28 protein-coding genes, 1 tRNA gene, 1 other RNA gene and 1 pseudogene are annotated in these 24,028 nt (G+C 59.6%); 13 read left to right on the top strand and 18 right to left on the bottom strand.

Annotated features, from left to right (window positions below):
• Positions 1–11: 11 nt before the first annotated feature.
• A complete protein-coding gene (locus CP557_RS08890; protein ID WP_097378791.1) occupies positions 12–647 on the bottom strand; it encodes an IS6 family transposase in 636 nt (211 codons plus the stop codon).
• A gap of 355 nt (positions 648–1,002) precedes the next feature.
• Between CP557_RS08890 and CP557_RS08885 the strand changes: the two genes are divergently transcribed.
• Together CP557_RS08885 and CP557_RS08880 are read left to right on the top strand one after the other, a co-directional pair.
• Positions 1,003–1,722 (top strand): helix-turn-helix domain-containing protein, encoded by a 720-nt coding sequence (locus CP557_RS08885; RefSeq protein ID WP_097379559.1) that lies wholly within the window; start codon positions 1,003–1,005, stop codon positions 1,720–1,722.
• A 152-nt stretch (positions 1,723–1,874) separates the two neighbouring features.
• On the top strand, positions 1,875–2,612 hold the full coding sequence (locus tag CP557_RS08880; RefSeq protein WP_097379558.1) for an aspartate/glutamate racemase family protein: 738 nt from the start codon (positions 1,875–1,877) through the stop codon (positions 2,610–2,612).
• A 35-nt stretch (positions 2,613–2,647) separates the two neighbouring features.
• Here the strand turns inward: CP557_RS08880 and CP557_RS08875 are convergent, their stop codons facing one another.
• Entirely contained in the window at positions 2,648–2,914 is a 267-nt protein-coding gene (locus tag CP557_RS08875) for a MarR family transcriptional regulator (RefSeq protein ID WP_097381593.1), read from the bottom strand.
• Positions 2,915–3,039: 125 nt separating this feature from the next.
• Here CP557_RS08875 and pan1 point away from each other — a divergent pair, with 125 nt between their 5' ends.
• The gene (gene pan1, locus CP557_RS08870) at positions 3,040–4,257 is read left to right on the top strand and encodes a proteasome-activating nucleotidase Pan1 (RefSeq protein ID WP_097379557.1); all 1,218 of its coding nucleotides are present in this window, start codon (positions 3,040–3,042) and stop codon (positions 4,255–4,257) included.
• A 337-nt stretch (positions 4,258–4,594) separates the two neighbouring features.
• Here the strand turns inward: pan1 and CP557_RS08865 are convergent, their stop codons facing one another.
• A complete protein-coding gene (locus CP557_RS08865; protein WP_169924362.1) occupies positions 4,595–7,189 on the bottom strand; it encodes a beta-alanine-activating enzyme beta-propeller domain-containing protein in 2,595 nt (864 codons plus the stop codon).
• 146 nt (positions 7,190–7,335) lie between these two features.
• The gene (locus tag CP557_RS22525) at positions 7,336–7,473 is read right to left on the bottom strand and encodes a hypothetical protein (protein WP_169924361.1); all 138 of its coding nucleotides are present in this window, start codon (positions 7,471–7,473) and stop codon (positions 7,336–7,338) included.
• A 542-nt stretch (positions 7,474–8,015) separates the two neighbouring features.
• Between CP557_RS22525 and CP557_RS08855 the strand changes: the two genes are divergently transcribed.
• Positions 8,016–8,570: a GMP synthase subunit A gene (locus CP557_RS08855; protein ID WP_097379554.1), complete on the top strand. Its 555-nt coding sequence runs from the start codon at positions 8,016–8,018 to the stop codon at positions 8,568–8,570.
• A 118-nt stretch (positions 8,571–8,688) separates the two neighbouring features.
• Here the strand turns inward: CP557_RS08855 and CP557_RS08850 are convergent, their stop codons facing one another.
• Complete coding sequence (locus CP557_RS08850; RefSeq protein WP_097379553.1) at positions 8,689–8,850, bottom strand: preprotein translocase subunit Sec61beta; 162 nt, start codon at positions 8,848–8,850, stop codon at positions 8,689–8,691.
• An 86-nt stretch (positions 8,851–8,936) separates the two neighbouring features.
• On the opposite strand from CP557_RS08850, the gene CP557_RS08845 reads away from it, so the two are divergent.
• Together CP557_RS08845 and CP557_RS08840 are read left to right on the top strand one after the other, a co-directional pair.
• Positions 8,937–9,239 carry a thioredoxin family protein gene (locus CP557_RS08845; protein ID WP_097381592.1) on the top strand — a complete coding sequence of 101 codons (303 nt, stop codon included), beginning with the start codon at positions 8,937–8,939 and terminating at the stop codon, positions 9,237–9,239.
• Positions 9,240–9,443: 204 nt separating this feature from the next.
• Complete coding sequence (locus CP557_RS08840) at positions 9,444–10,088, top strand: molybdenum cofactor guanylyltransferase (protein WP_097379552.1); 645 nt, start codon at positions 9,444–9,446, stop codon at positions 10,086–10,088.
• Between the two features lie 113 nt (positions 10,089–10,201).
• Here CP557_RS08840 and yqeC read toward each other — a convergent pair whose 3' ends face one another.
• From yqeC to ffs, 4 genes are all read right to left on the bottom strand, one after another.
• The gene (gene yqeC / locus CP557_RS08835) at positions 10,202–10,951 is read right to left on the bottom strand and encodes a selenium cofactor biosynthesis protein YqeC (protein ID WP_097379551.1); all 750 of its coding nucleotides are present in this window, start codon (positions 10,949–10,951) and stop codon (positions 10,202–10,204) included.
• Positions 10,952–11,102: 151 nt separating this feature from the next.
• Positions 11,103–11,945, bottom strand: coding sequence for a BKACE family enzyme (locus CP557_RS08830; RefSeq protein WP_097379550.1), 843 nt, complete (start codon positions 11,943–11,945; stop codon positions 11,103–11,105).
• A complete protein-coding gene (locus CP557_RS08825; RefSeq protein ID WP_097379549.1) occupies positions 11,942–12,175 on the bottom strand; it encodes a hypothetical protein in 234 nt (77 codons plus the stop codon). Before CP557_RS08825 ends, CP557_RS08830 begins: the two co-directional genes overlap by 4 nt.
• Positions 12,176–12,420: 245 nt before the next feature.
• Positions 12,421–12,733, bottom strand: an RNA gene (gene ffs / locus CP557_RS08820) — signal recognition particle sRNA.
• Positions 12,734–13,258: 525 nt separating this feature from the next.
• Between ffs and nadE the strand changes: the two genes are divergently transcribed.
• A complete protein-coding gene (nadE, locus tag CP557_RS08815) occupies positions 13,259–14,110 on the top strand; it encodes an NAD(+) synthase (protein WP_097379548.1) in 852 nt (283 codons plus the stop codon).
• Positions 14,111–14,190: 80 nt separating this feature from the next.
• Here the strand turns inward: nadE and CP557_RS08810 are convergent, their stop codons facing one another.
• From CP557_RS08810 to CP557_RS08795, 4 genes are all read right to left on the bottom strand, one after another.
• Positions 14,191–14,517, bottom strand: a complete 327-nt coding sequence (locus tag CP557_RS08810) for a hypothetical protein (protein WP_097379547.1) — start codon at positions 14,515–14,517, stop codon at positions 14,191–14,193.
• The gene (locus CP557_RS08805; RefSeq protein WP_211290193.1) at positions 14,517–14,879 is read right to left on the bottom strand and encodes a winged helix-turn-helix domain-containing protein; all 363 of its coding nucleotides are present in this window, start codon (positions 14,877–14,879) and stop codon (positions 14,517–14,519) included. The genes CP557_RS08810 and CP557_RS08805 overlap by 1 nt, the downstream gene beginning before the upstream one ends.
• Positions 14,876–15,559 carry a hypothetical protein gene (locus tag CP557_RS23015; protein WP_245852964.1) on the bottom strand — a complete coding sequence of 228 codons (684 nt, stop codon included), beginning with the start codon at positions 15,557–15,559 and terminating at the stop codon, positions 14,876–14,878. Before CP557_RS23015 ends, CP557_RS08805 begins: the two co-directional genes overlap by 4 nt.
• Before the next feature lie 231 nt (positions 15,560–15,790).
• The gene (locus CP557_RS08795) at positions 15,791–16,159 is read right to left on the bottom strand and encodes an Hsp20/alpha crystallin family protein (protein ID WP_097379546.1); all 369 of its coding nucleotides are present in this window, start codon (positions 16,157–16,159) and stop codon (positions 15,791–15,793) included.
• Positions 16,160–16,304: 145 nt separating this feature from the next.
• Here CP557_RS08795 and CP557_RS08790 point away from each other — a divergent pair, with 145 nt between their 5' ends.
• Positions 16,305–16,646 (top strand): DUF5798 family protein, encoded by a 342-nt coding sequence (locus CP557_RS08790; protein ID WP_097379545.1) that lies wholly within the window; start codon positions 16,305–16,307, stop codon positions 16,644–16,646.
• Between the two features lie 102 nt (positions 16,647–16,748).
• Here CP557_RS08790 and CP557_RS08785 read toward each other — a convergent pair whose 3' ends face one another.
• From CP557_RS08785 to CP557_RS08770, 4 genes are all read right to left on the bottom strand, one after another.
• Positions 16,749–17,159: a CoA-binding protein gene (locus CP557_RS08785; RefSeq protein WP_097379544.1), complete on the bottom strand. Its 411-nt coding sequence runs from the start codon at positions 17,157–17,159 to the stop codon at positions 16,749–16,751.
• Between the two features lie 168 nt (positions 17,160–17,327).
• Entirely contained in the window at positions 17,328–17,960 is a 633-nt protein-coding gene (locus CP557_RS08780) for an RAD55 family ATPase (protein WP_097379543.1), read from the bottom strand.
• Between the two features lie 182 nt (positions 17,961–18,142).
• Entirely contained in the window at positions 18,143–18,997 is an 855-nt protein-coding gene (locus tag CP557_RS08775) for a geranylgeranylglycerol-phosphate geranylgeranyltransferase (protein WP_097379542.1), read from the bottom strand.
• A 200-nt stretch (positions 18,998–19,197) separates the two neighbouring features.
• Complete coding sequence (locus CP557_RS08770) at positions 19,198–19,380, bottom strand: DUF7511 domain-containing protein (protein ID WP_097379541.1); 183 nt, start codon at positions 19,378–19,380, stop codon at positions 19,198–19,200.
• 149 nt (positions 19,381–19,529) lie between these two features.
• Here CP557_RS08770 and CP557_RS08765 point away from each other — a divergent pair.
• The 5 genes and pseudogenes from CP557_RS08765 to CP557_RS08745 all read left to right on the top strand — a co-directional run bounded on the left by CP557_RS08765 (position 19,530) and on the right by CP557_RS08745 (position 22,888).
• Positions 19,530–19,604, top strand: a tRNA-Arg gene (locus CP557_RS08765).
• Positions 19,605–20,075: 471 nt separating this feature from the next.
• Positions 20,076–20,516 (top strand): hypothetical protein, encoded by a 441-nt coding sequence (locus CP557_RS08760; RefSeq protein WP_169924360.1) that lies wholly within the window; start codon positions 20,076–20,078, stop codon positions 20,514–20,516.
• Positions 20,517–20,551: 35 nt separating this feature from the next.
• On the top strand, positions 20,552–21,382 hold the full coding sequence (locus tag CP557_RS08755; RefSeq protein ID WP_097379168.1) for an IS5 family transposase: 831 nt from the start codon (positions 20,552–20,554) through the stop codon (positions 21,380–21,382).
• 33 nt (positions 21,383–21,415) lie between these two features.
• A pseudogene (locus tag CP557_RS08750) lies at positions 21,416–21,851 on the top strand (SPW repeat domain-containing protein).
• Between the two features lie 263 nt (positions 21,852–22,114).
• Entirely contained in the window at positions 22,115–22,888 is a 774-nt protein-coding gene (locus tag CP557_RS08745; protein ID WP_169924359.1) for a response regulator, read from the top strand.
• A 17-nt stretch (positions 22,889–22,905) separates the two neighbouring features.
• Here CP557_RS08745 and CP557_RS08740 read toward each other — a convergent pair whose 3' ends face one another.
• Positions 22,906–23,904, bottom strand: coding sequence for a sensor histidine kinase (locus CP557_RS08740; RefSeq protein ID WP_097379538.1), 999 nt, complete (start codon positions 23,902–23,904; stop codon positions 22,906–22,908).
• Between the last annotated feature and the right edge of the window lie 124 nt (positions 23,905–24,028).

Raw genomic sequence — 24,028 nt, 5'->3', positions numbered from 1 at the left:
GATGGTAGTGTTCAGATAAGCTGATTCCATGCGAAGCTGAACGATCTGAGCCAGTCGTCGGCAGTTTCTGCTTCGGCGTTGCTGAAGCAGTTTGAGAAGCAGAGTGTTCGTCGTTTTATCTCTCTAAAGACACGTTCAACAGCATTTCGATTTCCATGCTTTTCGTATCTGAAATCGAAGCCGTGGCGCTGACATGCATCTTGTAACGAGTGCGACCCATCAACGAGAAACACGGCGTCAGAGACGTTGTGTTTCTCGGATAGTTCCGTAAGAAACGAATGAGCGAGAACCTTCGTTGTTGTCGGTTCAAGCTTTGTATGGAGCAATTCGTTTGTCTCTGGATCGATTGCGGCGTACAGCCAATACTGCTCATCGTTCAGTCGGATCACGGTCTCGTCAACCGCAACGTGATCCGGACACCGGCCAGATTCGGGCTGTAGATCGGCCTTGTGTACCCAATTGTGAACAGTAGACCGAGCGCGTTTGACACCGAATACCTCAAGAACAGAGACAGTATTCGAAAGCGAAAGTCCAGCGAGGTGCAGTTGAATACTGAGCTTCATCAGCAATCGCGGTGTCGCTTCTCGTTCAACAAACTCTAAGTTGATCTCGTCTAAACAACCGTTGAGGCGGTCGTTTTCGGGCATAGATCACTCAGAAAACGAACCGCCTCATCCTTCATCCTTATCTGAACACCGCCATGAAATGATCCCGGACTTTCAAGTATAGTAGTGCAACCGGCTGTCAGGACGACACCCACTCCAGCGATTTGTTGGAGGGCTTGACGGCGATTCATATAGTTCGCTGTTCCGTATCCAATGACATATATGCTGACATCTAAATTGGAGCCAGTCTATTACATTATATATTAGTATGGGTTGGGAAACAAATCTAACGTCTAAATAAAGTCATCTGATAATATCTGTGACCGAACCGGAAGCGAACGCGGATGCAATCCGGCCTGCCCCACAACTATATGACAATCCATCTACCATAGTACTCATGAGCGAATCGAGCGCGGAACTCCTTCAGGTCACCGTCGATGTCTGGCACCCCGACTGTTGGGGCATCGTCTCGACGGATCGGACGGGCACTGGGATCGTCGGTCACGGAGCGGCGATCGACGGCGATTCCGGATACGAACGGTGTACGCTCTACGGCGACACGACTGATCAACTCGAGCAGGCGATCGCGGTCGCGGACGAACTCTCGTTCATTCGGACGATTCATCCGTTCGAATCCGCCGCGGACGCGATCCGGCCCGTGATGGGGCAATCGACCCAGGACGTGTTCATCGAGTACGACGCGAACGAGGGGATCGGATCAGCCGTTCTCTCGCATGGATTCGTCCTCGATAGCAGCTACCGAATCGAGGACGGCATCGAGACGTGGACTCTCCTCGTGTACACGACACGGTCGTCGGTCGAGCGATCGCTGGACGAGATTCGACGAGCCCGTGACGCGGACATCTCGCTCGAACACCTCTCGACGGCTGAACGAACGATGGCACCGACCTCGCCACCCGATCGGCGGGAACGGCGTCTCACGCCGCGCCAGCGTGAAGCGCTCGCAGTCGCACGTCGACGAGGCTACTACGAGTGGCCGCGACGAGTGTCGGCGGGTGACCTGGCGACGGACCTCGGCGTTTCGAAGTCGACCTATCTGGAGCACCTCCGAAAAGCCGAAGCCGAATTGCTCGGTCGACATCCGTTCGACGACTGATCGGCACCGGGTGGTCCGCGACCCGCGTATGTGAGGGTGACGCTAACGATCCTCGATCGCGTCGGAACGGGTATGCACGGACCGACGACCGCTCCGGAACCGGCGAGTGACGGAATCGAACGGACGGATGGAGAGCGCGACGGGGGATCTCGATGACCGATCCTCGCACGGCGACCCCTCGAACGATCGGCGTTCTCGGTGGGATGAGTAGCCAGTCGACGGTCGAGTACTACCGATTACTCGACGCGGGAATCAACGATTCCCTCGGCGGACACAGTAGCGCGAACGTGCTCGTTCGTAGCGTCAATTTCGAGCGTATCGTCCGGTACATACGAACCGAGCAGTGGGAGGCCGCAGGCGAGTACCTCGCCGACGCTGTGATGGACCTCGAGGCGGGCGGTGCGGCCTTCGTCGTGATGGCGACGAACACAATGCACCGGGTCGCACCCCAGCTCGCCGAGCAACTCTCGATACCGTTTCTCCACATCGTGGACGTGACCGCTGACGCGATCCGTGACGACGGTCTGGATACCGTCGGCGTGCTCGGGACGCAAGCGACGATGGAAGGGGAGTTCTACCGGGATCGGTTTGCCGACCACGGAATCGACGTGGTCGTCCCGGACCGAGGGTCTCGCGAGGAAATCGACCGGATCGTCTTCGACGAACTCACCCGCGGACGGATCCGAGACCCGTCACGGTCGACGTATCTCGATGTTATCGACGATCTCGTCGCAAATGGCGCGAACGGTGTCGTGCTCGGTTGTACCGAGATCACCGACCTCGTTTCACAGTCGGACTGTCCCGAAACGCCGCTTTTCGACACAACTGAACTTCACACCGCTCGCGCCGTCGAACGGAGCCTCGGTGGTGTCGAATCGGAACGAAAATAGATCGAGTTCGAGACGACCGTCGAGGAGGGTCACAATTACTCGAGTTCGAGACTATACAAACGCTTACGAGCGTCAGAGAACGAAAAGCGGGAGTCGATGACGTTTTTCTCGTCGAGCCGATTGAGCGCGTACCGAACCGTTCGCGAGGGCAGGAGCGTCTCGTCGGCGATCTGCTGTTGGGTCATCGTCTCGTTGTACTCGAGGACTTTCGCGACGAGTTTCGCGCTCGGGGGCAGCTCCCGAACGTCGTCCCATGTTCCCCGATTGCTTGTCTCCCCTCGAAGCGACTCTGAAGCACTCATCGTATCTCCCATTCCGAATACGAGGTAATAATATTTTCCATTCGTTCTAATGCTTTGCAGTTATATCGCGTTCGCGAGTGCACCTACCCGAAGTCTCTTATGAACCAACTTCCAAAGGACGGGTAATGAGCGATACTGTGGACGACGTCGACCTCCCATACGACGAGGACGAGGCGTCCCAACAGGAGAAGATCCAGGCGCTCGAGGACCGGCTGGAGATCCTCGAGACACAAAACGAGGAGATGCGCGACAAACTCCTCGATGCCAACGCCGAGAACAACAAGTACCAGCAGAAACTCGAGCGACTCACCCACGAGAACAAGAAACTCAAGCAGTCCCCGCTGTTCGTCGCCACCGTCCAGGAAGTCACGGACGAGGGCGTCATCATCAAACAACACGGGAACAACCAGGAGGCGCTGACCGAAGTCACCGACGAGATGCGCGACGACCTCGAGCCCGACGCCCGGGTCGCGGTCAACAACTCGCTGTCTATCGTCAAACCGCTCTCGAACGAGACGGACGTCCGCGCCCGCGTGATGGAAGTCACCGAGAGCCCCGAGGTCAGCTACGAGGACATCGGCGGGCTCGAAGAGCAGATGCAGGAGGTCCGCGAGACCGTCGAGATGCCCCTCGAGAAGCCCGAGATGTTCGACGACGTCGGGATCGACCCGCCGAGCGGCGTTCTCCTCTATGGTCCGCCGGGGACGGGCAAGACGATGCTCGCCAAAGCCGTCGCCAACCAGACCGACGCTACCTTCATCAAGATGGCCGGCTCGGAGCTGGTCCACAAGTTCATCGGCGAGGGCGCAAAACTCGTCCGCGACCTCTTCGACGTCGCCCGCGAGCACGAACCCGCGGTCATCTTCATCGACGAGATCGACGCTATCGCCGCCAAGCGAACCGAGTCCAAGACCTCCGGCGACGCCGAGGTCCAGCGGACGATGATGCAGCTCCTGAGCGAAATGGACGGCTTCGAGGAGCGGGGCGAGATCCGGATCATCGCCGCGACCAACCGCTTCGATATGCTCGACCGCGCCATTCTCCGACCCGGCCGGTTCGACCGTCTCATCGAGGTCCCAAAGCCCAACGCCGAGGGCCGCGAGATCATCTTCGAGATCCACACCCGCGGCATGAACGTCGCCGACGACGTCGACTTCGCCGAACTGGCGGTCGACGCCGAAGCGGCATCGGGTGCCGACATCAAGGCCGTCTGTACCGAGGCCGGCATGTTCGCGATCCGCGACGATCGCACCGAAATCCGGATGGAGGACTTCCGCAGTGCCTGGGACAAGGTTCAGGCCGAATCCGACGAGAGCGAACAGGTCTCGAAGACCTTCGCCTGAGTCCCCTCCCTCCGAGATCGACGGCGGCTCGTTGCGTTCTGTGTGCGTTCGTTTGGATGGAGTGGTTCGGCAACCGGGTTATTTCTCGACCGACGCAACGTAACTTTAGGTATGTTTTCTCCAGTGGCGTCGGTATTCGATAGACGACGGTTGCGCGTGCCAAGAAACCAGTATTTCGGACACGATCTGAATCTGCTCCGGATCGCACCAGTGACGGTGAGTGCTGCTGACTGGAATCGCTTCCTAATTTGTTCGAACTCCGTCCGAACGAACGGTGGTTGATCCTTGTATAGGCAGGGTCTCGATTCGAGATCGATGGGTTACAGCCCTCGTAGCCCTAACCCGCATTATACGCACTAACCACCTCTAAAACGTCCTGGAATCCCACATCTACTCCATTATACTGTTCTCCAGTATTGTGGGCCTGAAGCACTTCCAGTACCTCTTGGAACGACGGTTCGCCAGGGTCGGTTGGTAATCCGTCATCGGCGACGGTTGAAGGGGATCTAATAGTATAGCCGTCGGACGGGATCGACTGGATCTGCTCTTTGTCGGCCAACTGAGTGTCTCCGCCATCACTACTTACACCAATCGAATAGCTATCCGTAGTGTCCGCGTTCTGTTCGGCCGTTACATCGACATCATACGATCCGGGTTGTCGATCCTGTATCACGATCAACTCTTCCGTTGATCCTGCTCCATCAAGTGTGACCTCGTGATACGACCCGTTCGGGATTTCGACTCGGTCCGGACCAACGACACGTCCCTCTGGATCCGTAACGGTGGTATTGACTGGTGAAGCCGTAAGAGTAAGCATCGATGAGGAGAGTGCCGTGACATCTACAAACGTCGTGATCGCTGTCGTATATTCGTCGACGATCGTTTGGACATCCTCCGCAGTTGCAGGAGTTCCGTTTTGCAGTGCTTTTTTGAACGCGTGTCTATCACTGTTCAGTCCCCCATCACCAACCCATTCATCCGCGAGTTCACGTACTTTCGATATTCCATCATCGAACTTCTTCGCTGCTTCCTGGTTGCTATGATCTTCTTCGAGTCTGGTGGCAGCGGTTTCGAAATTAGATGCAGCAGATGTGTATTTATTGTAATAGTCGTCCTCTTGAAAGCCTTGAGCATAGTTAAGTGCAGAACCAATCGAGGTCGAATGCCTAATATTGTTTATATTGTCGCGGAAAGCTGTAAGTTCGTCTTCCGCATCACTGTAATCCTTGTCGCTCAACTCGTACGTTATTTGAGCAATATTGATATATGCATTAGAGAGTTCTTTGACGCTTTCTTTTTTCGCAGCTTCGCTGCTAAACATCTCTGCCGTGCGTTGGGCAGCCGTTGCCATTTCGTCCAGCGTATCGGGATCGTCGAGAATTGCCGCCTCAACCGAGATCGTCGCGACCGTTTTCTCGTTCGCATAGAACGGAATCGAGAGCGAAACGTCCGACCCCTGGCTCTCCAAGGCTTCTGTTGTATCTAGTTCGACGGTTAGCGGGACTGTCTCTCCTTTTGGAATGTCGAATGGTGGAACGCTCGAGTCGTACTCGTCGACCATCCACGACTCCTCGATGAACGTGATTTCGTCCATTGATTCAGGTGTTATCCTAACCTCTCTTTCGGAATCGTTTGTAATAGTGAATTTTTTTGTTGGCGTTCCGCCAACAACGTTTGCACCGAACTGGAGCGTATCACGATCCACCGTGATTTCTGCAGGCGGAGAGTCGGAAGAGCCTGTATCCGCTGCCTTAGAGTGGTGCCCCAGTGTTCCAAGGGTGACGCGACTGCCCTCGCTTGAACCCTCGACACCCGCATCTAGTGCATAGACTGTGCCATCGTTGCTCCCGACGTAGACGGTGCCGTCCACGACTGTTGGAGACGAATCAATTACACCGTCAGTTGAAAACCGCCACTGTTCGACTCGATCCGCGGTCTTTGCCGTTGGATCGAACGCATAAACCGTTCCGTCGCCGTCACCGATGTAAACGATCCCATCTGCGACTGTGGGCGACGATCTGATTGGATTGGCCGTTACGTCAGGTGCAATTGGTGTTCTCTCACCGGAATCGGCCTGTAGTTCGAAGAGCGTCCCAAACGAATAATCTGCTGCATAGACTGCCCCATCAGCGACCGTTGGTGAGGAGTAGACACCGGAATCCATGTTCGTTCTCCATTCTTTCTCACCACTGTCAGCGTCGATCGCGTAAAAGTGGAAGTCGTAACTTCCGACATAGACCGTCCCGTTAGCAACCGTTGGGGACGAAACGATGGAGTCGCCCGTCTCAAACGACCATTTCACCGACCCGTCATCTGCAGTAATGGCATAGACGCTATTATCGTTACTTCCGACATAAACTGTCCCGTCACTGACTGTCGGAGACGAATCAACGGCACCGTCAGTCGAAACCGGTGAGTCCCATCGTTCGGTCCCGTCAGCAGCGTCTACTGCATAGACGTTCTGATCCCCCGCGCCGATATAGACCGTCCCATTCGCTACTGTTGGTGACGAATTGATGTCGCTGGCTCCTGTCTCGTACTGCCACTGTTCGGTACCATCGTCGGCGTTTATTGCATACACGACCCCGCTCCCGTCAGCGATATAAACCGAATTATTGGTAACTGCGGGCGACGAGTATAGATCACCACTCGTTTCAAACGGGGAGTCCCATTTCTCGGCACCTGTGTTCGCGTCTAATGCATAGACATTATGGTCATCACTGCCAACAAAAACGGTCCCATCAACAACCGTTGGTGAACTTTGAACGGCACCCTCTGTCGAGAAGGTCCACTGTTTCGCCCCACCAGACGTGCCTCCCCCGTCTTGCCCGCTGACTATTCCAGTCGTACTAAAGAGTGCACCAGCACCTGCTACTTTCAGCAACTCACGACGCGTATTATTAATAAACATACCTGAATTTCTTTCAGACATGTATGTCGTTCTCATTCGACCACTGGCTTCAGTCTTGGGGCCAAAGCGGATTAGCCGCAGTCAGACGCGCTCTGAACGCAGGAATTAAATGTCGATGTTTGAGAACACACCGGTAGTTGTCGGAAAAAGTGTCTATCGGTCCGCCGCTAGAGCGCCGAGAAGACGAGGTACGGCACGATGAACATGGCCACCGTCAACGCTGCGAGGATTAGCACGTATCCGATGCCCGTTCCTGCCGCAGTGAGCCACGACGGATGCTCGAATTCGCTGAGATCGACTGCCATGTGTCTGCCATCCGGTGACGAACGCATAAACGTACCGGAACTCCGAGTCGAAAAGCAGCGTTTACCGTTGCGATTCCGGTCGCAACTAGTCGCGTTTCACCCGTCGACTGCAGGGTCGGCGGAGAGCAGACCACCGGATTTGACCCTGCAGTGCAGGAAGACCGTCACTAGCGATAGTTATCCCGATACCGCTTACGGAACTCCCGAAGAGCGAGCCGGGCCTGTCGCCGCGAGGTGAAACCAAAGCCGACCGCGTCGCATCGATCGGCGTCACACTCCCACCGGAACGTCCCGGAATCGGGATCCCTCGAGACCGATGCGTCCGTCCCACACACCGGACAGCGCCACCCCCACCGCATATCGCCGGCATCCACACGCGGTCGATTCATTGGTTCTATGGCGGGATTGGAGCAGGTACTCAAAAATCGTTCCATCGAGTGGTGCGTCCGTTATTTGCGCGTGGTGACATCGATCCGGCAGCTCGTCGGACTCGAGATCGATTTTCGGACTCCTTTTATCGGGTGGCCCGCTACGAGCACGCAATGACGAAGATCGTCGTGGTGGACAACCACGGACAGTTCACCCACCTCGAGCGCCGGGCGCTTCGTGACCTCGGCGTCGATACGGAACTGATCGACAACGACACGCCACCCGAAGACGTCGACGCGGACGGCGTCGTCCTCTCGGGCGGGCCGGACATGGATCGGATCGGGAAGTCGACCGACTACCTCGCGGCCGACGTGCCGGTCCTTGGTATCTGTCTGGGGATGCAACTGATCGCCGAGGAACTCGGCGGCCGCGTCGAGAGCGGCGAGTACGGCGGCTATGCCGACGTCACCGTCGATATCGTCGACGAGGAGGATCCGCTGACCGGCACGCTGCATCCCGAAACCCGCGTCTGGGCGAGCCACGCGGACGAGGTCACTGAACTGCCCGACGGGTTCGAGCTAACCGCGAAAAGCGACGTCTGCGACGTCGAGGCGATGAGCGACACTGACCGGGACCTCTACGGCGTCCAGTGGCACCCCGAGGTCGCCCACACCGAGGAGGGCGACGAAATCTTCGAGAACTTCCTGGCGATCTGCGAGTCGCGATAGCCCCCCTCGAGTACCGCCGTTTTCTCCGAGCGGGTAGAGTACTACGACGAACGGTTAGCAGCCGGAACGACGGTCCGGCGCTGGCGCTACGGCGAAGCGATTTCGGAAGAAGGCGGCGTTACGAAACGAACGTCAGTAGCTGGACCAGTACACCCAGCATGACGCCGAACGCGATGACCGTCTTGGGGTCGATACGGATCGCGTTCGAGTCCTCGGAGTCGAAGTACCGGACGAGTCCGGCACTGGACATCAGGCCGCCCGTGTTCTGTCCTTTATCCATACCCGTTCCTATGTGCCCCTGAAACTAAACCTTTCGACCGGACGCCGTCGGCGATGACGGCAATGCAGTGGCAGTGGGAAACCCTTATGCGCGGCGCGTGGCAACTAGCGCTGAACCGTATGACTGTCACACTCAAGGACTTCTACGCGGACTGGTGTGGCCCCTGCAAGACCCAGGATCCGATCCTCGAGGAGCTCGAGGACGACTGGGAGGGCCGATTCGAAGTCGAGAAAGTAAACGTCGACGAACAACAGGACATCGCAAACGAGTACCAGGTACGATCGCTGCCGACGCTCATCATCGAGAACGACGACGGCATCGTCGAACGCTTCGTCGGTGTCACCCAGCGCGACGACATCGAAGACGCCCTCGAATCGGCCGGCGCGTAAACGACGATCACGTTCGTTTCCTGTCGATTTTCCCTCGGAGGAGCGGTTGCCTCGAGCGATGTCGTTCAGTTGTCGATCGGTTCGAACGCGGCCTGTGGACGCTCTTTCGTGGCTTCGACGGACGCTCGAACTACGCAAACGAAGTCGGCTATAGCCCGGCTATTCGACCGGACGTTTTTCGTATCGCTGGACGAACGGTCGACCATGACCCTCGAGACCGGTCGAACCGAGCGAACGGCTATCGTCCTCGCGGGTGGCTACTCGACTCGCTTCGGCGAGGCGGACAAAGCCGTCGCCCACCTCGCCGGGACGCCGATGATCCGCCGCGTCGTCGACCGGATCGAGCCCGTCGTCGACGACCTCGTCGTCAACTGTCGGGAAGAGCAGGTGCCAGCGATCCGAGACGCCCTGGAGGGGAACCCCGAACCGGACGCGTCGTTTGCGGTCGACCCGATTCCCGATCGCGGACCCATGGCGGGTATCACGACGGGGCTTCGAGCAGCCGGCGGAGCGGACGCGTTCGTCGTCGCTTGCGATATGCCCTTCGTCGATCCCGACCTCGCCGCCCATCTCTTCGATCGGGCGGCCGACCACGAGGCCGCGGTGCCCCGGCTCGACGACCAGTGGTTCCAGACGACCCAGGCCGTCTATAGCGTCGAGCCGATGCTCGCCGCCTGCGAGCGCGCTCTCGAGCGCGACGAGCGACGGATCGTCGAACCCCTGCTGGAACTCGACTACGTCGTCGTCGACGAGGACGAAATTCGCGAGTATGCGGCCCTCGAGACGTTCGAGAACGTCAACACCCGCACGGAGCTCGAGGCGGCAATCGATCGACTCGGTGATGAGTGAGTTGACACCACAGTCGTCGGCGAGCCGACTTCCACCGCTCCTACCTGAACGGCCAGTGCCGGGGTCGCTTGCCCCCGGTTCGCGAGCGCGCGCTCGCTGACCGTCAGCGACGGCTATCTCTCGAGTACGTCGACGACCGGTTCGTCGGCGATCATCCGCGTCAGGACGACTCGCGTGACGCGCGGCGCTCGCTCGAGTACCCCCGCCGCGATCTCCTCGGCGATCGCTCGTCGGTCGGGATCGTCCACCTTGTTGAGCAGCGGGACGACCGTCGCCCCGTCGGGAACGCCGTTCAGCCCGCCACGCTCGCTCGCGAGCACACGAACCACGTCCGCTGGTCGGACCGGATCGCCGAGTTCGAGTCCGGTGATCGCTGCCACCCGCTCCGGTCGGTGGACGTACTCGGTCGAGAGCGGCTTCCCGACGGCGTGGACGCTCGCGATCGGGACCACGGTGTCGACCCGCTGGGGAAGTTGGGGTTCGTCGTCGTCGGGCGCTTTGAACTCCCGCGTCCGCGCACCGTCGGCTTTGACGAGGACGAGATCAGCGGCGTCGGCCGCCGCGAGATCGTCGATGATCGCGGGGTCGTATCCCACGTACCGGTCCTCGCGCTCTCGCTCCGGGACGACGCCGACTGGCCACGTGTCCGTTTGCGCGAGGGCTGTAACCGGGTCGTCGGTCACGACGACCGCCTCGACGTGGCGATCGAAGATGGGGATCCGGACCGTCGCCGTCACGACCGCTCGACGAGCCGAATCGCCCCTCGTCCGCTCAGCCAGCGTGTAGAGCGTCGTCTTCTTCCCGCCCGCACCGACGACGGCGACGACCCCCGACTCCGCCCGAAGTGCCTCGAAGACGTCCATATCGCTCCTTGTTGCGGGTATCGGCTAATGGTTTGGGCTCGGGACCGACTCCGCCCGATTCGGACGGTGGATCGATCCACGAACACGAGGGTCTCGAGTGTCAGACGGTCCGTCACGACGCGGGGTTCGTGGGACGACGGTAACGCCGATTTCAGAGGCCGAGGATCTCCCGCGCTCGTGCCGGCGTCGCGACCTCCCGGCCCAGTTCCTCGGCGACGCGGCCGACGCGTTCGACCAGTTGCGCGTTGCTCTCCGCGAGTTCCCCCTGCCGGTAGTAGACGTTATCCTCGAGTCCCACGCGAACGTGACCCCCGAGGAGTAGCCCCAGCGTGGCGAACGGCAACTGATGGCGGCCAAAGCCGAGCGTGTTGAACCGTGCCCCCTCGGGCAGGTTGTCGACCGCGTTCAGGAAGTTCCGCGGCCGGGGCGGGGTCAACGTACCGGGTCCGAAGATCAGCGTCGCGTAGACGGGGGCGGCGAGATCACGACGGTCGAGCAGGCCGTGAACCTCGTTCAGGTGGCCGTCGTTGAACACCTCGAGTTCGGGCTTGATCCCTCGGTCGACCATCTCCGCGTGGAGCGAGTCGACCAGTCCACGCGTGTTCTCGCTGGTGAGGTGGTCGTAGCGGTTCAGCGGCCCCATATCGAGCGAGGCCATCTCCGGTGCGGGATCGGTTCGTAGCGGGAGATGCCGGGCCTCGTCCGGTGCTGCCGTCCCGCCGGTGGAGTGCTGGATGATCACGTCGTCGGCGTGGCTGCGGATGGCGTCGTCGATCTCCTGGAACCGCTCGGTCGCGAAGGTCCGCTCGCCGTTCGGACGGCGCGCGTGGACGTGGACGACGGCAGCTCCAGCGGCTTCCGCCCTGGCTGCCGCCCGCCCGATTTCCGCGGGCGTCTCGGGGAGCTGTGGCGTCGTTTCCTTGCCGTGGACGCCGCCGGTCAACGCCGCGGTGACGATGCAGGGCTCGCCGGCGAGGAAGTCCCCGTAGGTCATTCGTGATCGTCCTCCGGGGCCGTCGCTCGAGGGTCGTTCTCCGCGAGTCCGTCGTCGTGGTCGCGATAGATCTCGCAGTCGCGCTCGTGGACGAGCTCGTAGCGATCGGTACAGATGTCGGCCCGCATCGGCTGGACGAACCGATCTGCCGCCGTACAGTACGCCCGCGCCTCGTCGAACGGACCGCGGTCGGCCGACTCGTCCCTGTATTCCAGGTATGGACACACCATACGGTCCGGTACGACAGAAGGGTGTTAACAACCGTCGTTCTCCCGGAGCCACTGCAAGGCAATGCACGCCTGATCGCACAGCTGTCGTGCGATCAGGCGTACATCGGTACAGTTGTTACTAGAGGAGTCCGGCTCTCGACGCGGCCTCGCCTCGAGCGTGGCGCAACTCGTACCGGGTTCCGTCGACGCCGTCGCGGAGATCGGACTCAGCAATCGAATAGTACTGTCGGACTCGAAATAGTATGAGTGTGGACGGCCACGGTTGCCCGGCGTTCCGGACGGGGGAATCTCGGTTGCCTTCTCCACCCCGCGACCCGTCGAGCGACAGGTGTCCGGCGGTCCACTGCTCGCTTCCGCGCCTGATGGGCTGTCGCCGACTAACCACGATGGGTCGTCCCTGCGGACGGCCATCGTAGACCGCTGTCCCCGACGGACGAGGCTTCCATGTTGGCTCCCGAGGCCCCGGCCGGTCTGACCGGACGCCCACGGTGTTCGGTCCCCGCTGATGACCATAGCGCGGGTAACGAGCAGGGCCAAACTGCCCGACCTAGTCCATCTCATTGTAGACGACTGGTACTTAAGGGCCTTTCGTCTCGCGAACCGCCCGAGCCAGCGGCGATCGAGCGATTCGAGGGGTACCACAGGCGGTTGGTGCGAATCCCCCGCCAGACCGTCGCTCGCGGCACGAGATCGCGTCCGGTAGGGACGCCGGTCGGCACGCCGGAGTGAATATCGAGCGGGACGAACACCGATTGACACCGCGGGACGATTCCGTCTCGGAATCGACCCGGCCCGCGTCGAGTTCGTTCATCTTTTTTTTTTGTGGCCGAATATTTTGGATGTTACAATACTTTTCCGGATATATATTGTAGTATAGTCCACCAATCCTCGGCAATTGGCTAATCATTTGGTCAGAAACTGTTATATCGCGTGACCGGCCTCCCTCGAGTGAACGATGAGCTATCGACTCCACGATATAGCCGTCGACCGTCCGTTCTCCGGCCTCTGGCCGGGAGATCGCTGTGACCGTCCCGGCGTCCAACGGAGGACCGTCGCTCGAGGGGTCGTCGCCTCGCCAGTCCGATGACGATGGCCGATTCCGACGCGCCCCTCGCCGATCTCCCCCGCAGTTCGGACGGACTCGCGACCACCGACGACGCGCTGGCACGGCTCCGGGAGCGACTCCCCCGGTTCCTCGAGGAACGGGTCGCCGATGCCGGCGCGGACCGTCTGGTCGTGAGCCTCGACGGCGGCGTCGAGACGGCGTTGGCAGCGACGTTCGCAGTCGAGGCTGTCGGACAGGATCGCGTAACGGGTCTCGTGATGCCGGCGTTTCTGAGTCACGAGGCGGTGTCCCGAAACGCGGAGGCGATCGCGACGGCGCTTGGCATCGAACACAGGCGCATGCAACTCCAGCCGGTCTTGGCCGCGTTTCAGGAGACGGTCGGTGGCTCCGACGGACCGGCCGACGACCTGGTCGCGACGAACAACGCGCTGTCACGGCTTCGGATGGCCTGTGCGTACTACGTCGCGAACACGACGAACGCGCTCGTCGTGGGAACGGTCAACCGCACGCAGTCGCTTCTCGGCTCGGTCACGAAACACGGCGAGACGGGTGCCGACTGCCTCCTGTTCGGCGACCTCTACCGAACCGAAGTCGAGGCGCTCGCTCGAGCCGTCGGGATCCCCGAGGAGTTGACCGTCGAGACGTCGGGGTCGCCGCTTCACCCGGGCGAATCGCCGGCGACGGAACTCGATGTCGACCCCGAAACCGTCGATCGAATCCTTCGTTGCAGAATCGACGAGGGCGTCGATGCGGCAGTCGTCGCCGAACGGGCCGGCGTCGACGTGAAACTAATCGAGCGACTCGAGACGTGGTCCGAGCGGACGAGTCACAAGCGCTGCCGTCCGGTGCGGCCGTCGACGGGAGCCTGACGAGGCACCTCCGCTTCGGTTTCGAACGAGCAGTCGAAGCAGGTCGAGGCCGGAAACGGGCGGCATCCGCTTCCTGTCCGCTACCCTCGCCGGTGCATCGCATACGCGAGACAGCACAGTCCGGCGAACTGCAGGACGTGGGCGACCGTCGAGAAGTAATCTTGCTGTGGAAGGGACATGAGACGCAAGTGAACCAGCAGGGACCCAAGAAAGGTGAACGTGTAGGTCACGGTCGTCAGCAGGATCAGTCCGACGCCGAGATACCACATCGACGGATCACTGTGGCGTTGCAGACCCCTGAACGCCTGATAGCCGATGTAGAGGCCGACGCCGGCTGACCCGGCCGCGAAGACGCCGGCGAGGAGTTCGACCACGCGAAGGCCGAAGACGATCCGTTCCAGGGCCATCAGAAATCACTCCAGAGCTGCTGAAGCCTGTCCGCGACGTCCTCGCTCGGCCGGTCCAGTTCGAACTCGAAGTGGCCGTCGTCTAACGTAATGTGGATCCCCGACAGGTTCGCCGCATACACCGTATCGTGGTGACCGTCGCGTCGCGGCCGCGTCTGTCGCTCGAGGAGACCGACCCGCTGCAACCGCTCGACGCGGCGGTACAGCGTCGACGGCGATGCCTCCGACACGTCCCGTAACTCTTGGACGGTCATTGGGGTGCGACTCGTCGCCCGTAACACGTCCCTGGCGTAGTCGTCGTCGAGCACCTCGGCGAGCGTCTTGAAGTCTAACTCCGCCGTCACGTCGTCCGTATCCGTCATCCATTCGGTAAAATTACTGTCGGTTTGCGGGGGAACCGTCCGGTCGATGGCCGGTGAACCACCCCCGAGAGCGATACGCCCGTGGGAGTCGATGGCTCGGTCCATCTTCGATCACCCGTCGAACCGCTCGGGACCGACGTTGAACTCGGTCCAGCGCTCGTCGGTTCCGGGAACCGTTCCCGAGAGGACGACGTGCCACTCGTCGCGATCGCCGACATCGACCGACAGGGAATCGCCGGGACCGATACGACGGCCGTGATCGGCAGCTGCCGGCCGGAGCGCGTCGAGATGAGGCCGAAGCCAAGCGACAGCGAGAACGTGTCGCCGGCGCTGACGGCTCGCTCGGAGAGTTTGTCCTCCAGGTAGGAGCCGACGTCGCCCTGACTGCGAACGTTCCCGGGCAGCGCGAGCGCGATTCGCTCGGCCTGTTCGATGTCGGCCGCCTCGACCGTCACCGCATCGTCGATCCGAACGCCGGCGGCCTGTCGGAGCCGGCCGTCGATGCGGACGATACCCCGACCGGTGTCCTCGCTACGCCCTGGCCAGACGCGCGCGACGACGCGCCCGTCGGGACCCTCGATCGCGACGAACTCGCCGCTCGAGACCCCGAGTTCGGCCATCGTCTCGCGGTCGATCGCGGCCAGGCCACTGCCTGCGTCCTTCCGTTCGAGTGGTTTCACGCGGAGTCGCATGGACACTGTGGCGTGCTTTGGACGTTCGTATCGGTGCCGTTCGTCGACGCGGTCGAACGTCAAACGACGGATTCAGGACAGGAGCCGACCGGCCGACGTGCGAGAGTCGAACGGTCGACGCGGAGGTGGTTCACTGGGGTGGTCCCGGGAAACGATTCACCGGAGTGGACGTGGTGGCAACGGCGACGCTCGGTTCGCCCGTGCCGAGTTCGGGGGCGGTTACCCCTCGAGTGGGATCTCCTTCCCCTGGGTGGTCGAGTCGGCGGTCGGCAGCCGGACCTCGAGGACGCCGTTCGTGTACTCGGCGGCGATCTCCTCGTCGTCGATCACCTTGGGGAAGCGGAACCGACGATGGTAGGTCTTCTTCCGGCCGCGACTCTCGTCGGAGTGCTCGGCGGCGACGTTCAGGATGCCGTCGTCCCACGCCAGATCGATCTCGTCGGTTTCGAAGCCCGGCATGTCGATCGTGAGGACGAACTCGTCGTCCTCCTCGTACAGTTCGTAGTCGCTGCCACCAGCGTCACCGAACAGTTGGGAGGGCAGGTCGAGGCCTTGCATCCATGTGCTTGGTGGGCTCGTTCGCACCATGGCTAATCACCTCGAATTCAGTAGATGATTGTCGGCGCTTCGTGATAAATTCATCGGATAATGTCCATTGGTAGCATATGACGTTCCAGTCGATCGACTGCAACGGAGGAAAAGGCCCATTAGTTCCCCAACACATCGGACAGGTATGGGACTCGGCAGCACTGCAAAGAAGATTCAGGCGCTTTCGGACCGGGCCGAAGCGATGTACAAACAGGTACAGAAACTCCAGCAACGGGTCACCGGGCTGGAAGAGAAGACGGACGAAACCCACGATACGGTCACGCGCATGGACCACCAACTCACCGAGCAGCGCGCGCTCTTGCTCGCGATCGCCGACGAGCAGGGGATCGATGGGGAGGCGATCCTGGCCGACGCGGCGATCGACGACGCCGAACTCGAGGCCGACGCCGACGCCGAGGACGCCGAAACGACGGCGAACTCGGAGTCAACGGACGACGCGACCACAGCCGACACGCCGGCAGAATAGCGCCACGGGACGTGCCGCCTCTCCGCCGTCGAAAACGCGTCGGCGCGGTCGAATCGAGTCGGACGCAGCGTCGACGGCCCGTTCGTCGCGCCGGATTCCTCCTCAGGCGACGAGCCGCCGGTGTTGTACCTTCATACACTGATCCTGAACGACGGCCCGACCGTCGGTTTCCGCGCGGGCCGCTGCCTCGTCGTCGCGAATGCCTTGCTGGGTCCAAATCGCCGCCACGTCGTCGCGCTCGAGGGCTGCATCGACGATCTCACTGACCTCGTCGCTGGGTCGAAAAATACAGACCACGTCGATCTCTGCCTCGACGTCCGCGAGGGAGTCGTAGACGTCCCGGCCGAAGATTTCGTCGGCGAACGGGTTGACCGGAATGACGTCGTAGCCGTGTTCGAGCAGGTACTTCGGCACGTCGTGGGCCGCTTTTCCAGGTGTGCTCGAGCAGCCGACGACGGCGATGGTGTCGTACGCGAGTATCTCCTCGAGTTCCTCCGGGGAGTCAACTGGCATGCGTGACCGTATGGGTTCGATCAGTAAACCTCTCGGGGTTCATTCGGTCTCCTGTCCGTCAGTGCCGGTGGGACCGGGACCACCCTGCGGTCTCACCGGGACATCGGGACAGCAAACCGTGTCAGTCGACAGTCCCGAGCGAGTCGTCGGCCCAGCGCTCGCGTTCCACTACGGTGAGAGACCGGCAGTCCGAATCGTGGGCTCGTCGCCGTCGGCCGACTCCTCGAGTTCGATGACGGCGTCGAACAGCTGTTTGAGCGTGTTCATCGTCTGGTCGTCGTGGGCGGTCGAGTCGATGACGTAGACCCCCAGCGCGTCGGCGCTCTGGATCCGTCCCGTAAAGACGTGAAGGAACCGGAAGACCGTCTGGAGGTCGGAGTACATCAACAGCGTCGAGACCGAATGCAAGAGGACCCGGTTTTCCGTGAGCCCTCGACTCTCGTAGAACTCCTGGAGGAACTCCGAGAGCTTGATTCCGATTCCGGTCATGTCGACGGGGGAGGAGGCGTACTTGATCCGCGGGTCGTCGTCGATCGTCCCGATGCCACGCTGTTTCGTGACGCAGTCAACGACGCCGATATCCGGTTCGATCCCCTCGGAGACGGTATCGGCGAAGCTCTCGAGGACCTTGTCGGCGCTGTCTTTCGTGGTGACGATGATCGACCCGTCACCGCGGTTCGCGCCGCTCGCGAGGATATCGAAGGCGATCCGTCGTTTCCCCGTCAGTGGCGGGCCTGCGACGAGTACGTTCGTCCCCGGATCGAGTTCGGCATCCGGAAGGACATCTGCGAGGTCATACATACGAGATACTCACATCCATCGCCGTGGCAGCGACCGTTACTGGTTCCATAGCCCACTCCGGTGTCCGGCGTGTTGTTATTGAAATACGCGAAGCGGCATATAGTACTTTTGATTATAAAACCGATAGCGCATATGTAAGCCGATGGGACGGCTTCGGGCGCCGTCCCGTCTCGACCCCGTTGCTATAGCGAGATCGGGAGGGCTCGGACGCCGCGGCCGACGATAAACGCCAGTGCAGCGAGAAACATCCCGTACTTGAGACGTGATTGGCCGCTGCTTGGATCCGCGAAACTCTCGTATGCGGCGACAAGCATGACGGCATCAGCCGGGACGACGACCACTAGATAGGCAAGCCCGAAGTCACCACGGAGGTAGGGGACGGGACTCGCGACGACGGCGACGACGAGGAGGCCAGCAGCGACGGTGAGCGCTCGCCGTTCCCCGATCGCGATCGGGAGCGTGTTCAACCCTTCCGCGCGGTCTCCCTCGATGTCCTCGACGTCTTTGACTATCTCTCGAGTCAACGTCGCGACTGCCGCGAGGACGAAGAGCACGACCGCCGGACCGATCTCCTCGACCGCCGCTGCCCCGAAGAGGAACGTGCTGCCGACCAGATACGCGACGAGCGCGTTCCCGAGGCCGGGCAGTCCCTTGAACAGTTCCGTATACGCGATCAACGCGAAGAGATTGACGGCCGCAATGGCGATCGCCAACGTGGGAAGGGTAACCGCGAGCGCGACCGCACCGGCGAACAACAGGAGGCTGAACGCGAGCGCGCCGCGGGGACTCACCGCACCGCGGGGGATCGCCCGCTCGGGCTGATTGATCCGGTCGATCTCCCGGTCGAAGTAGTCGTTGATCGCGTTGCCCGCACCGACCGCCAGCGCCGTCGCGCCGACCGCCGTGGCGGTCGCAAGCGGCTTCTCGGCGAGGCCGCCTGCGACGAACGAGCCGATGAACGTCAACACGCTCGCTGCGATCACGTTTACCGGCCGTGTCAACTCGAGCAACCCGCGACCCGTCTCCCCGGCAGTCATACCCGGCAGTGGTCATTCAGGCTGGTTAAACGGTACGGTCCGCGAGCATCGGCCTCGGTCTCTCCGCTCCCAGCCCGAACCGCCATCAATAAGTATTATTCGTCGCGCTCAGGGCACATACCGCGCGGTTTCGAACGGACATACGACCGCAAATAGCGTCGGACCCCACCCTGGAGACCGCACTGCTCCGACCCGGCGTCTCAGCGCCACGCTTCGAGATCACAGAGCCCGCCACTCTCGATCTCGAGCCACTCGCGTACCCGCTCGTCGCCGCTGGCGTCTGCGGGGACGGCGGTCCAGACACCCTCGTCGTCCGAGAGCAACTCAAGGGGTGTCACGCCGGACTGCGTCTCGTCTGGGACTTGGGTCTCGTTTCTAGTCATGGCCCACATCGTCCGTGGCGCCCCAACCTAAAGACCCCCGGAGCCGATTGTCACCGGCTGAAAACTCCTCGAGAGGGGGTGTGTCGGTCCCTGTCTCATTCGGTGCAAATCGAGTGACTTATACGGACCCGCCCGGAATAACGCGATGCGGGCGCTTAGCTCAGCCTGGACAGAGTACTTGGCTTCGGACCAAGCTGCCGCGGGTTCAAATCCTGCAGCGCCCATCCTTCAGTCGCTTTCTCCAAATCCAGAAGAAAGCGCAGTACGGCATGGGGGTTATTTAAACACATATCATTCTGATGATGCCAGAGCGCAAGTTGTATCGGGTCGCCCTTGTCGCCGCATGTCGATTCGAGTAATACAAAACGCGGCAAGATTATCATTCTTGTCGACGCGGCAATGACTTTCAATAACATTGTTGGATTCGCAGGTCAGGGATATGGCCCGCGGTGGTTGGTCGTCGGACTGCTGGTAGGCTACTGAAGAAAAGAAATAGAGAGCCTTGTTGAAACCCTCAGTCGGTGATAGATTACAGAAGCCGTGCTGAATACAGAGCATGAGGTCAGCACGATACCTTCGTTGTTTTACGCCGAACTGGCGAACAATCCGCTTAGTAAACGTGCGAATTGAACGAAGTATCTATAAATTGAATAGTTGTGATAAAGCATATAGTAGTCACCTTCACACTATTCGGCATGGACCGGCGAACCCTCCTCAGGGCGTGTGCTATCGGTAGTGTCGCGTCCTGTGCTGGGTGCGTTTCTCGTCATGATATTCCAATCATCGGTAGCCCGGCAACGGTAGTGAGAGAGGCTGACCGAGCAGGTAATTTGACGGGGTACGACGAGTTAGATTGTGATGTCTCTCAGGAAGAGTCACTGGCAACCCCGGTGAGTGCGATGGAGTTCGGGGCGGGTGACGGCGAGCATTGGGTATATCTGCTCGTCGATAATCAGGAGCCCACGTCAGTCAGAATCGAAGTGTCTGTCCGTTCAGAGGTGATCTACGAGGAGACAGTCGAATTGGGGGGCGACAGATACACGTCCTACGAGTTCAAGTATCCGGCATCTTACTCCCTCTCGATCACTCTCAATGGCTGCGTTGAATCACTAGATGGCGTCGGGGAAGGTCAGTAAATCGAAGGAGTTGAAGCGGGAAAATTTGGTTGTCCATGACACAAATCTCCCGCTTCACCGAGCGTTGCGTCTCGATTGCACAAAGAGTTACGGGTGAACGAGGCGAATCCGCCGCCCCGACTGGTGGCGGCGGATTCGCCGACTATGCCCTCATTTCGCTGCATTGCCTCCGGATTTACCTCGATACGTCCTACCGGATGACGATCGATCTGTTGAAGGAAATGCCGCAAATAACAGGGGATATCGGCCTTGACGTGGCCGATCTCCCCGCTCCATCTACGCTGTGTAAGGCGTTTGATCGGATCGAAATGAGTGTCTGTCGAGTGCTACTGCACCAGTCGGCGCAGTTGCACAACCCCTCTGAACACGCTGCTATCGACGCAACATTCTACGAACGTGATCGTGCGAGCCGCCACTACTGCCACCGAACCAATTACCGCGTTCAAACGCTCAAAGTTACAAAACTCGTCGATACAGCAACGCAAGCTGTTCTCGATCTTCACTGCTCGACGACGTTAGAAGGAAGCGACGCAGACCTCGCCGAGCAGATCGCCCGCCGGAACGCGGGCGATCTGCGATCCCTTGCCGCTGACAAGGGCTACGATAAGCAAGCGCTCCGCGACCAGCTCCGCAAACTCGACATTCGCCCGCTGATCAAACACCGGATCTTCGCTCCCTACGATCACGCTCACAACGCTCGTATTGACGAAGATCGGTACGCTCAGCGATCAATGACTGAAACCGTGAACTCCGCCATCAAGCGCTCGCTCGGCTACGCCGTGCGAGCGCGTACCTGGTATCGAGAGTTCCGTGAAATTACCCTGATGTGTGTCGTCTATAACATCAAGCGGGCTGTCAAACAGTGAAATCCACCGCTGTATGGCGATTCAACACAGCCTATGAGTGGCACACCGACTAACAGACGAACAAATACCGAATCCGGAACCAGTCGTGATACCTTGAACACGGACGTAATACAGTGGCTGAGCGCGCTCGTTGCGCTGGTCGGGCTGTGGCTCGTCGCTTCGCCGTTTGTCTTCGAAGCCACAGAGACAGCCGTCTGGAACAATACCATGGTCGGGACGGCGATCTTCTTGCTCGCTGGCTACAACTTCTACCGGTTGTCGAAAGACCGGCTAGCAAGCGTTGGCGTTGCCTCGTTGGCTGTCCTGCGGGCTGTGGGCGCTCCTCTCACCAAACGTCATCGAGATGGGAAGCGACTCACTGGCGACGGGCACACTCATCGCAGGGTTAGTCGTTGCAGCGCTCTCCGCCTACAACGCATACGCGAACGGGAAGGCCGACGCGCCAGACCGCGCTCGAACTCGTGCCTAACGACCCAGTGGTTCTACTTTTAGGGCTCTCCAAATGTATCGTCGCCCGAATACGGTCCAGAACAGGTCACTCTCCTTATGACGGAGATACCTAAGCGTTCCATACGCACGTGTAGCGTACACGCATTCCTCGCTAAAGTACATCTGAAGAATAGAACCTCAACAGAGCCAGATACCTTTAGTTTTCAGTCACCTAGTCATTCACAGTGTATCAGAACACATACCCTACGTGATTATATTGGTCCAGCAACTTGTCGTTGCATAATGGATTCTCTTCCGCCCGAAATTCGTGTTCTCCATGTTGATGATGAACCGAGTCTGGCAGAACTAACAGCGACGTTTCTTCATCGAGAAGATGATCGCTTTGCCGTCGAATCGGCGACAAACGTGACCGAGGGTCTAGAGAAGTTCGCGGCGGGGGATTTCCACTGTATCGTCTCGGACTACGATATGCCAGGACAGACAGGCATTGATTTTCTCACAACACTCCGAGAAACACACCCTCGTATCCCATTTATTCTGTATACGGGGAAGGGGAGCGAGGATGTTGCAAGTGAGGCTATCTCCGCTGGTGTTACCGACTATCTTCAGAAGGAAATCGGAACTAGCCAGTACGCAATCCTCGCCAATCGAATCAAAAACGTCGTTGCCAGCTACAATGCACAGGAATCGACCCGAAAAGCAGAACAGTGCTTCTCGGAACTCGCGGAGAACTCGGATGACATCCTGTTCAGTTTTACTGCCGATTGGAGAGAGTTACTCTTCATCAATTCCTCGTTCGAAGATCTTTGGGGGGTTCCAGCCGAGGCACTTGAGAAAAATCCAGAGATGTTCCTCGATCAGATTCACGAGAATGACCGCGAAAAAGCGCGGGAATCAATGCACAAACTATCGAATGGGGAACCGGACGAGATCGAATATCGCGTGATACATCCGGAGCGGGGGCTGCGGTGGGTTCGTGGACAAAGCAAACCAATCTTTGACGACGACGGAGCTGTTGTCCGGATCGTTGGGTCTGTTCAAGAGGTGGCGCACTAACGGCACCCGCGTAACAGTTACTCAGCGAGTTCGACACCGGTGAAATCGAAGCGTGCGCCGCCGGACGCCTCCTCGCTCAGCTCAATCGACCAGCCATGATGATTAGCAATGCGACTGACGATGGTGAGCCCGACACCGTTGCCGCCGTATCCTGTTGAAAACCCGTGCTCGAAAATATTCTCGCGCTTCTCTTTAGGAATTCCTGACCCTGTGTCTTCGACGTAGAAGCCGTCGTCAATGGGGTCGATTCGAATCGTGACATCGTTACCGCCGTGGCCGATTGCGTTCCGGAACAGATTTTCGAAGAGTGCTTGCAGTTGTCCGTGGTCTGCCTGAATCTGGAACTCCGAGACGTCTAGGGTTGCATCGCGGGTATCGATCATCTCCCACGCGTTATGTGCAACTATATTAAGCGCGACTGTCTCGGAGGTGGGATTCGAGTCGTTCGACTGGGTAAGCGCCAAGAGATCTTTTGTGAGTTCATCAAGGCGGGAGAGTGTCTCTTCGACTTGTCTCAGATGATCGGTGTCACCAGTTTCCTGATACAGTTCTAAGTGTCCGGTAGCGATAAAAAGTGGGTTTCGCAGGTCGTGTGAGATCATGCTCGCAAACTGATCGAGGCGTTCATTCTGTTGCTGCAACGCAGTTGCGGTCTCGCGTTCCTGAGTCACATCCTGTGTGACAAGAACACCGTACGCGTCGTCGTCGATCTCTACGGGCTTCGTTTCGATGTGGTGGACGTGGTCACCGTACTCAACGTCGAAGGAGCATGATTCGCCCTGAACTGTCGCTCGCATCTTCGGTTGGAGACGACTGACAGTGTGTTCTGGAAACAGTTCATGAATGGACTGTCCGAGTAATTTGGTCGCCTCTGTATTCGAGAACGGGAGTATATCGGGACCGACAACCCGATATCGCAAGTCGTCGTCGAAGAGAACGAGGACGCCGTTCGGAAAATTCTGTATAAGGGCCATAGCCCTCTTTCCCACGGCGGCCTGTGTTGAGATGTCTGTCATTTAGTTGGTAGTTACTTCGTTCCCGAGAACGAATAACCTTCCGTGAACTACACCGGAATCACATATTCTTGATTCTGATACCAGCATCAATGAAGAGGTCGTGTCCGGATAAACACAGGACCCA

This window comes from Natrinema ejinorense (assembly GCF_002494345.1).
Classification (GTDB): domain Archaea; phylum Halobacteriota; class Halobacteria; order Halobacteriales; family Natrialbaceae; genus Natrinema; species Natrinema longum.
This window is presented reverse-complemented; position numbering and strand designations above follow the sequence as displayed.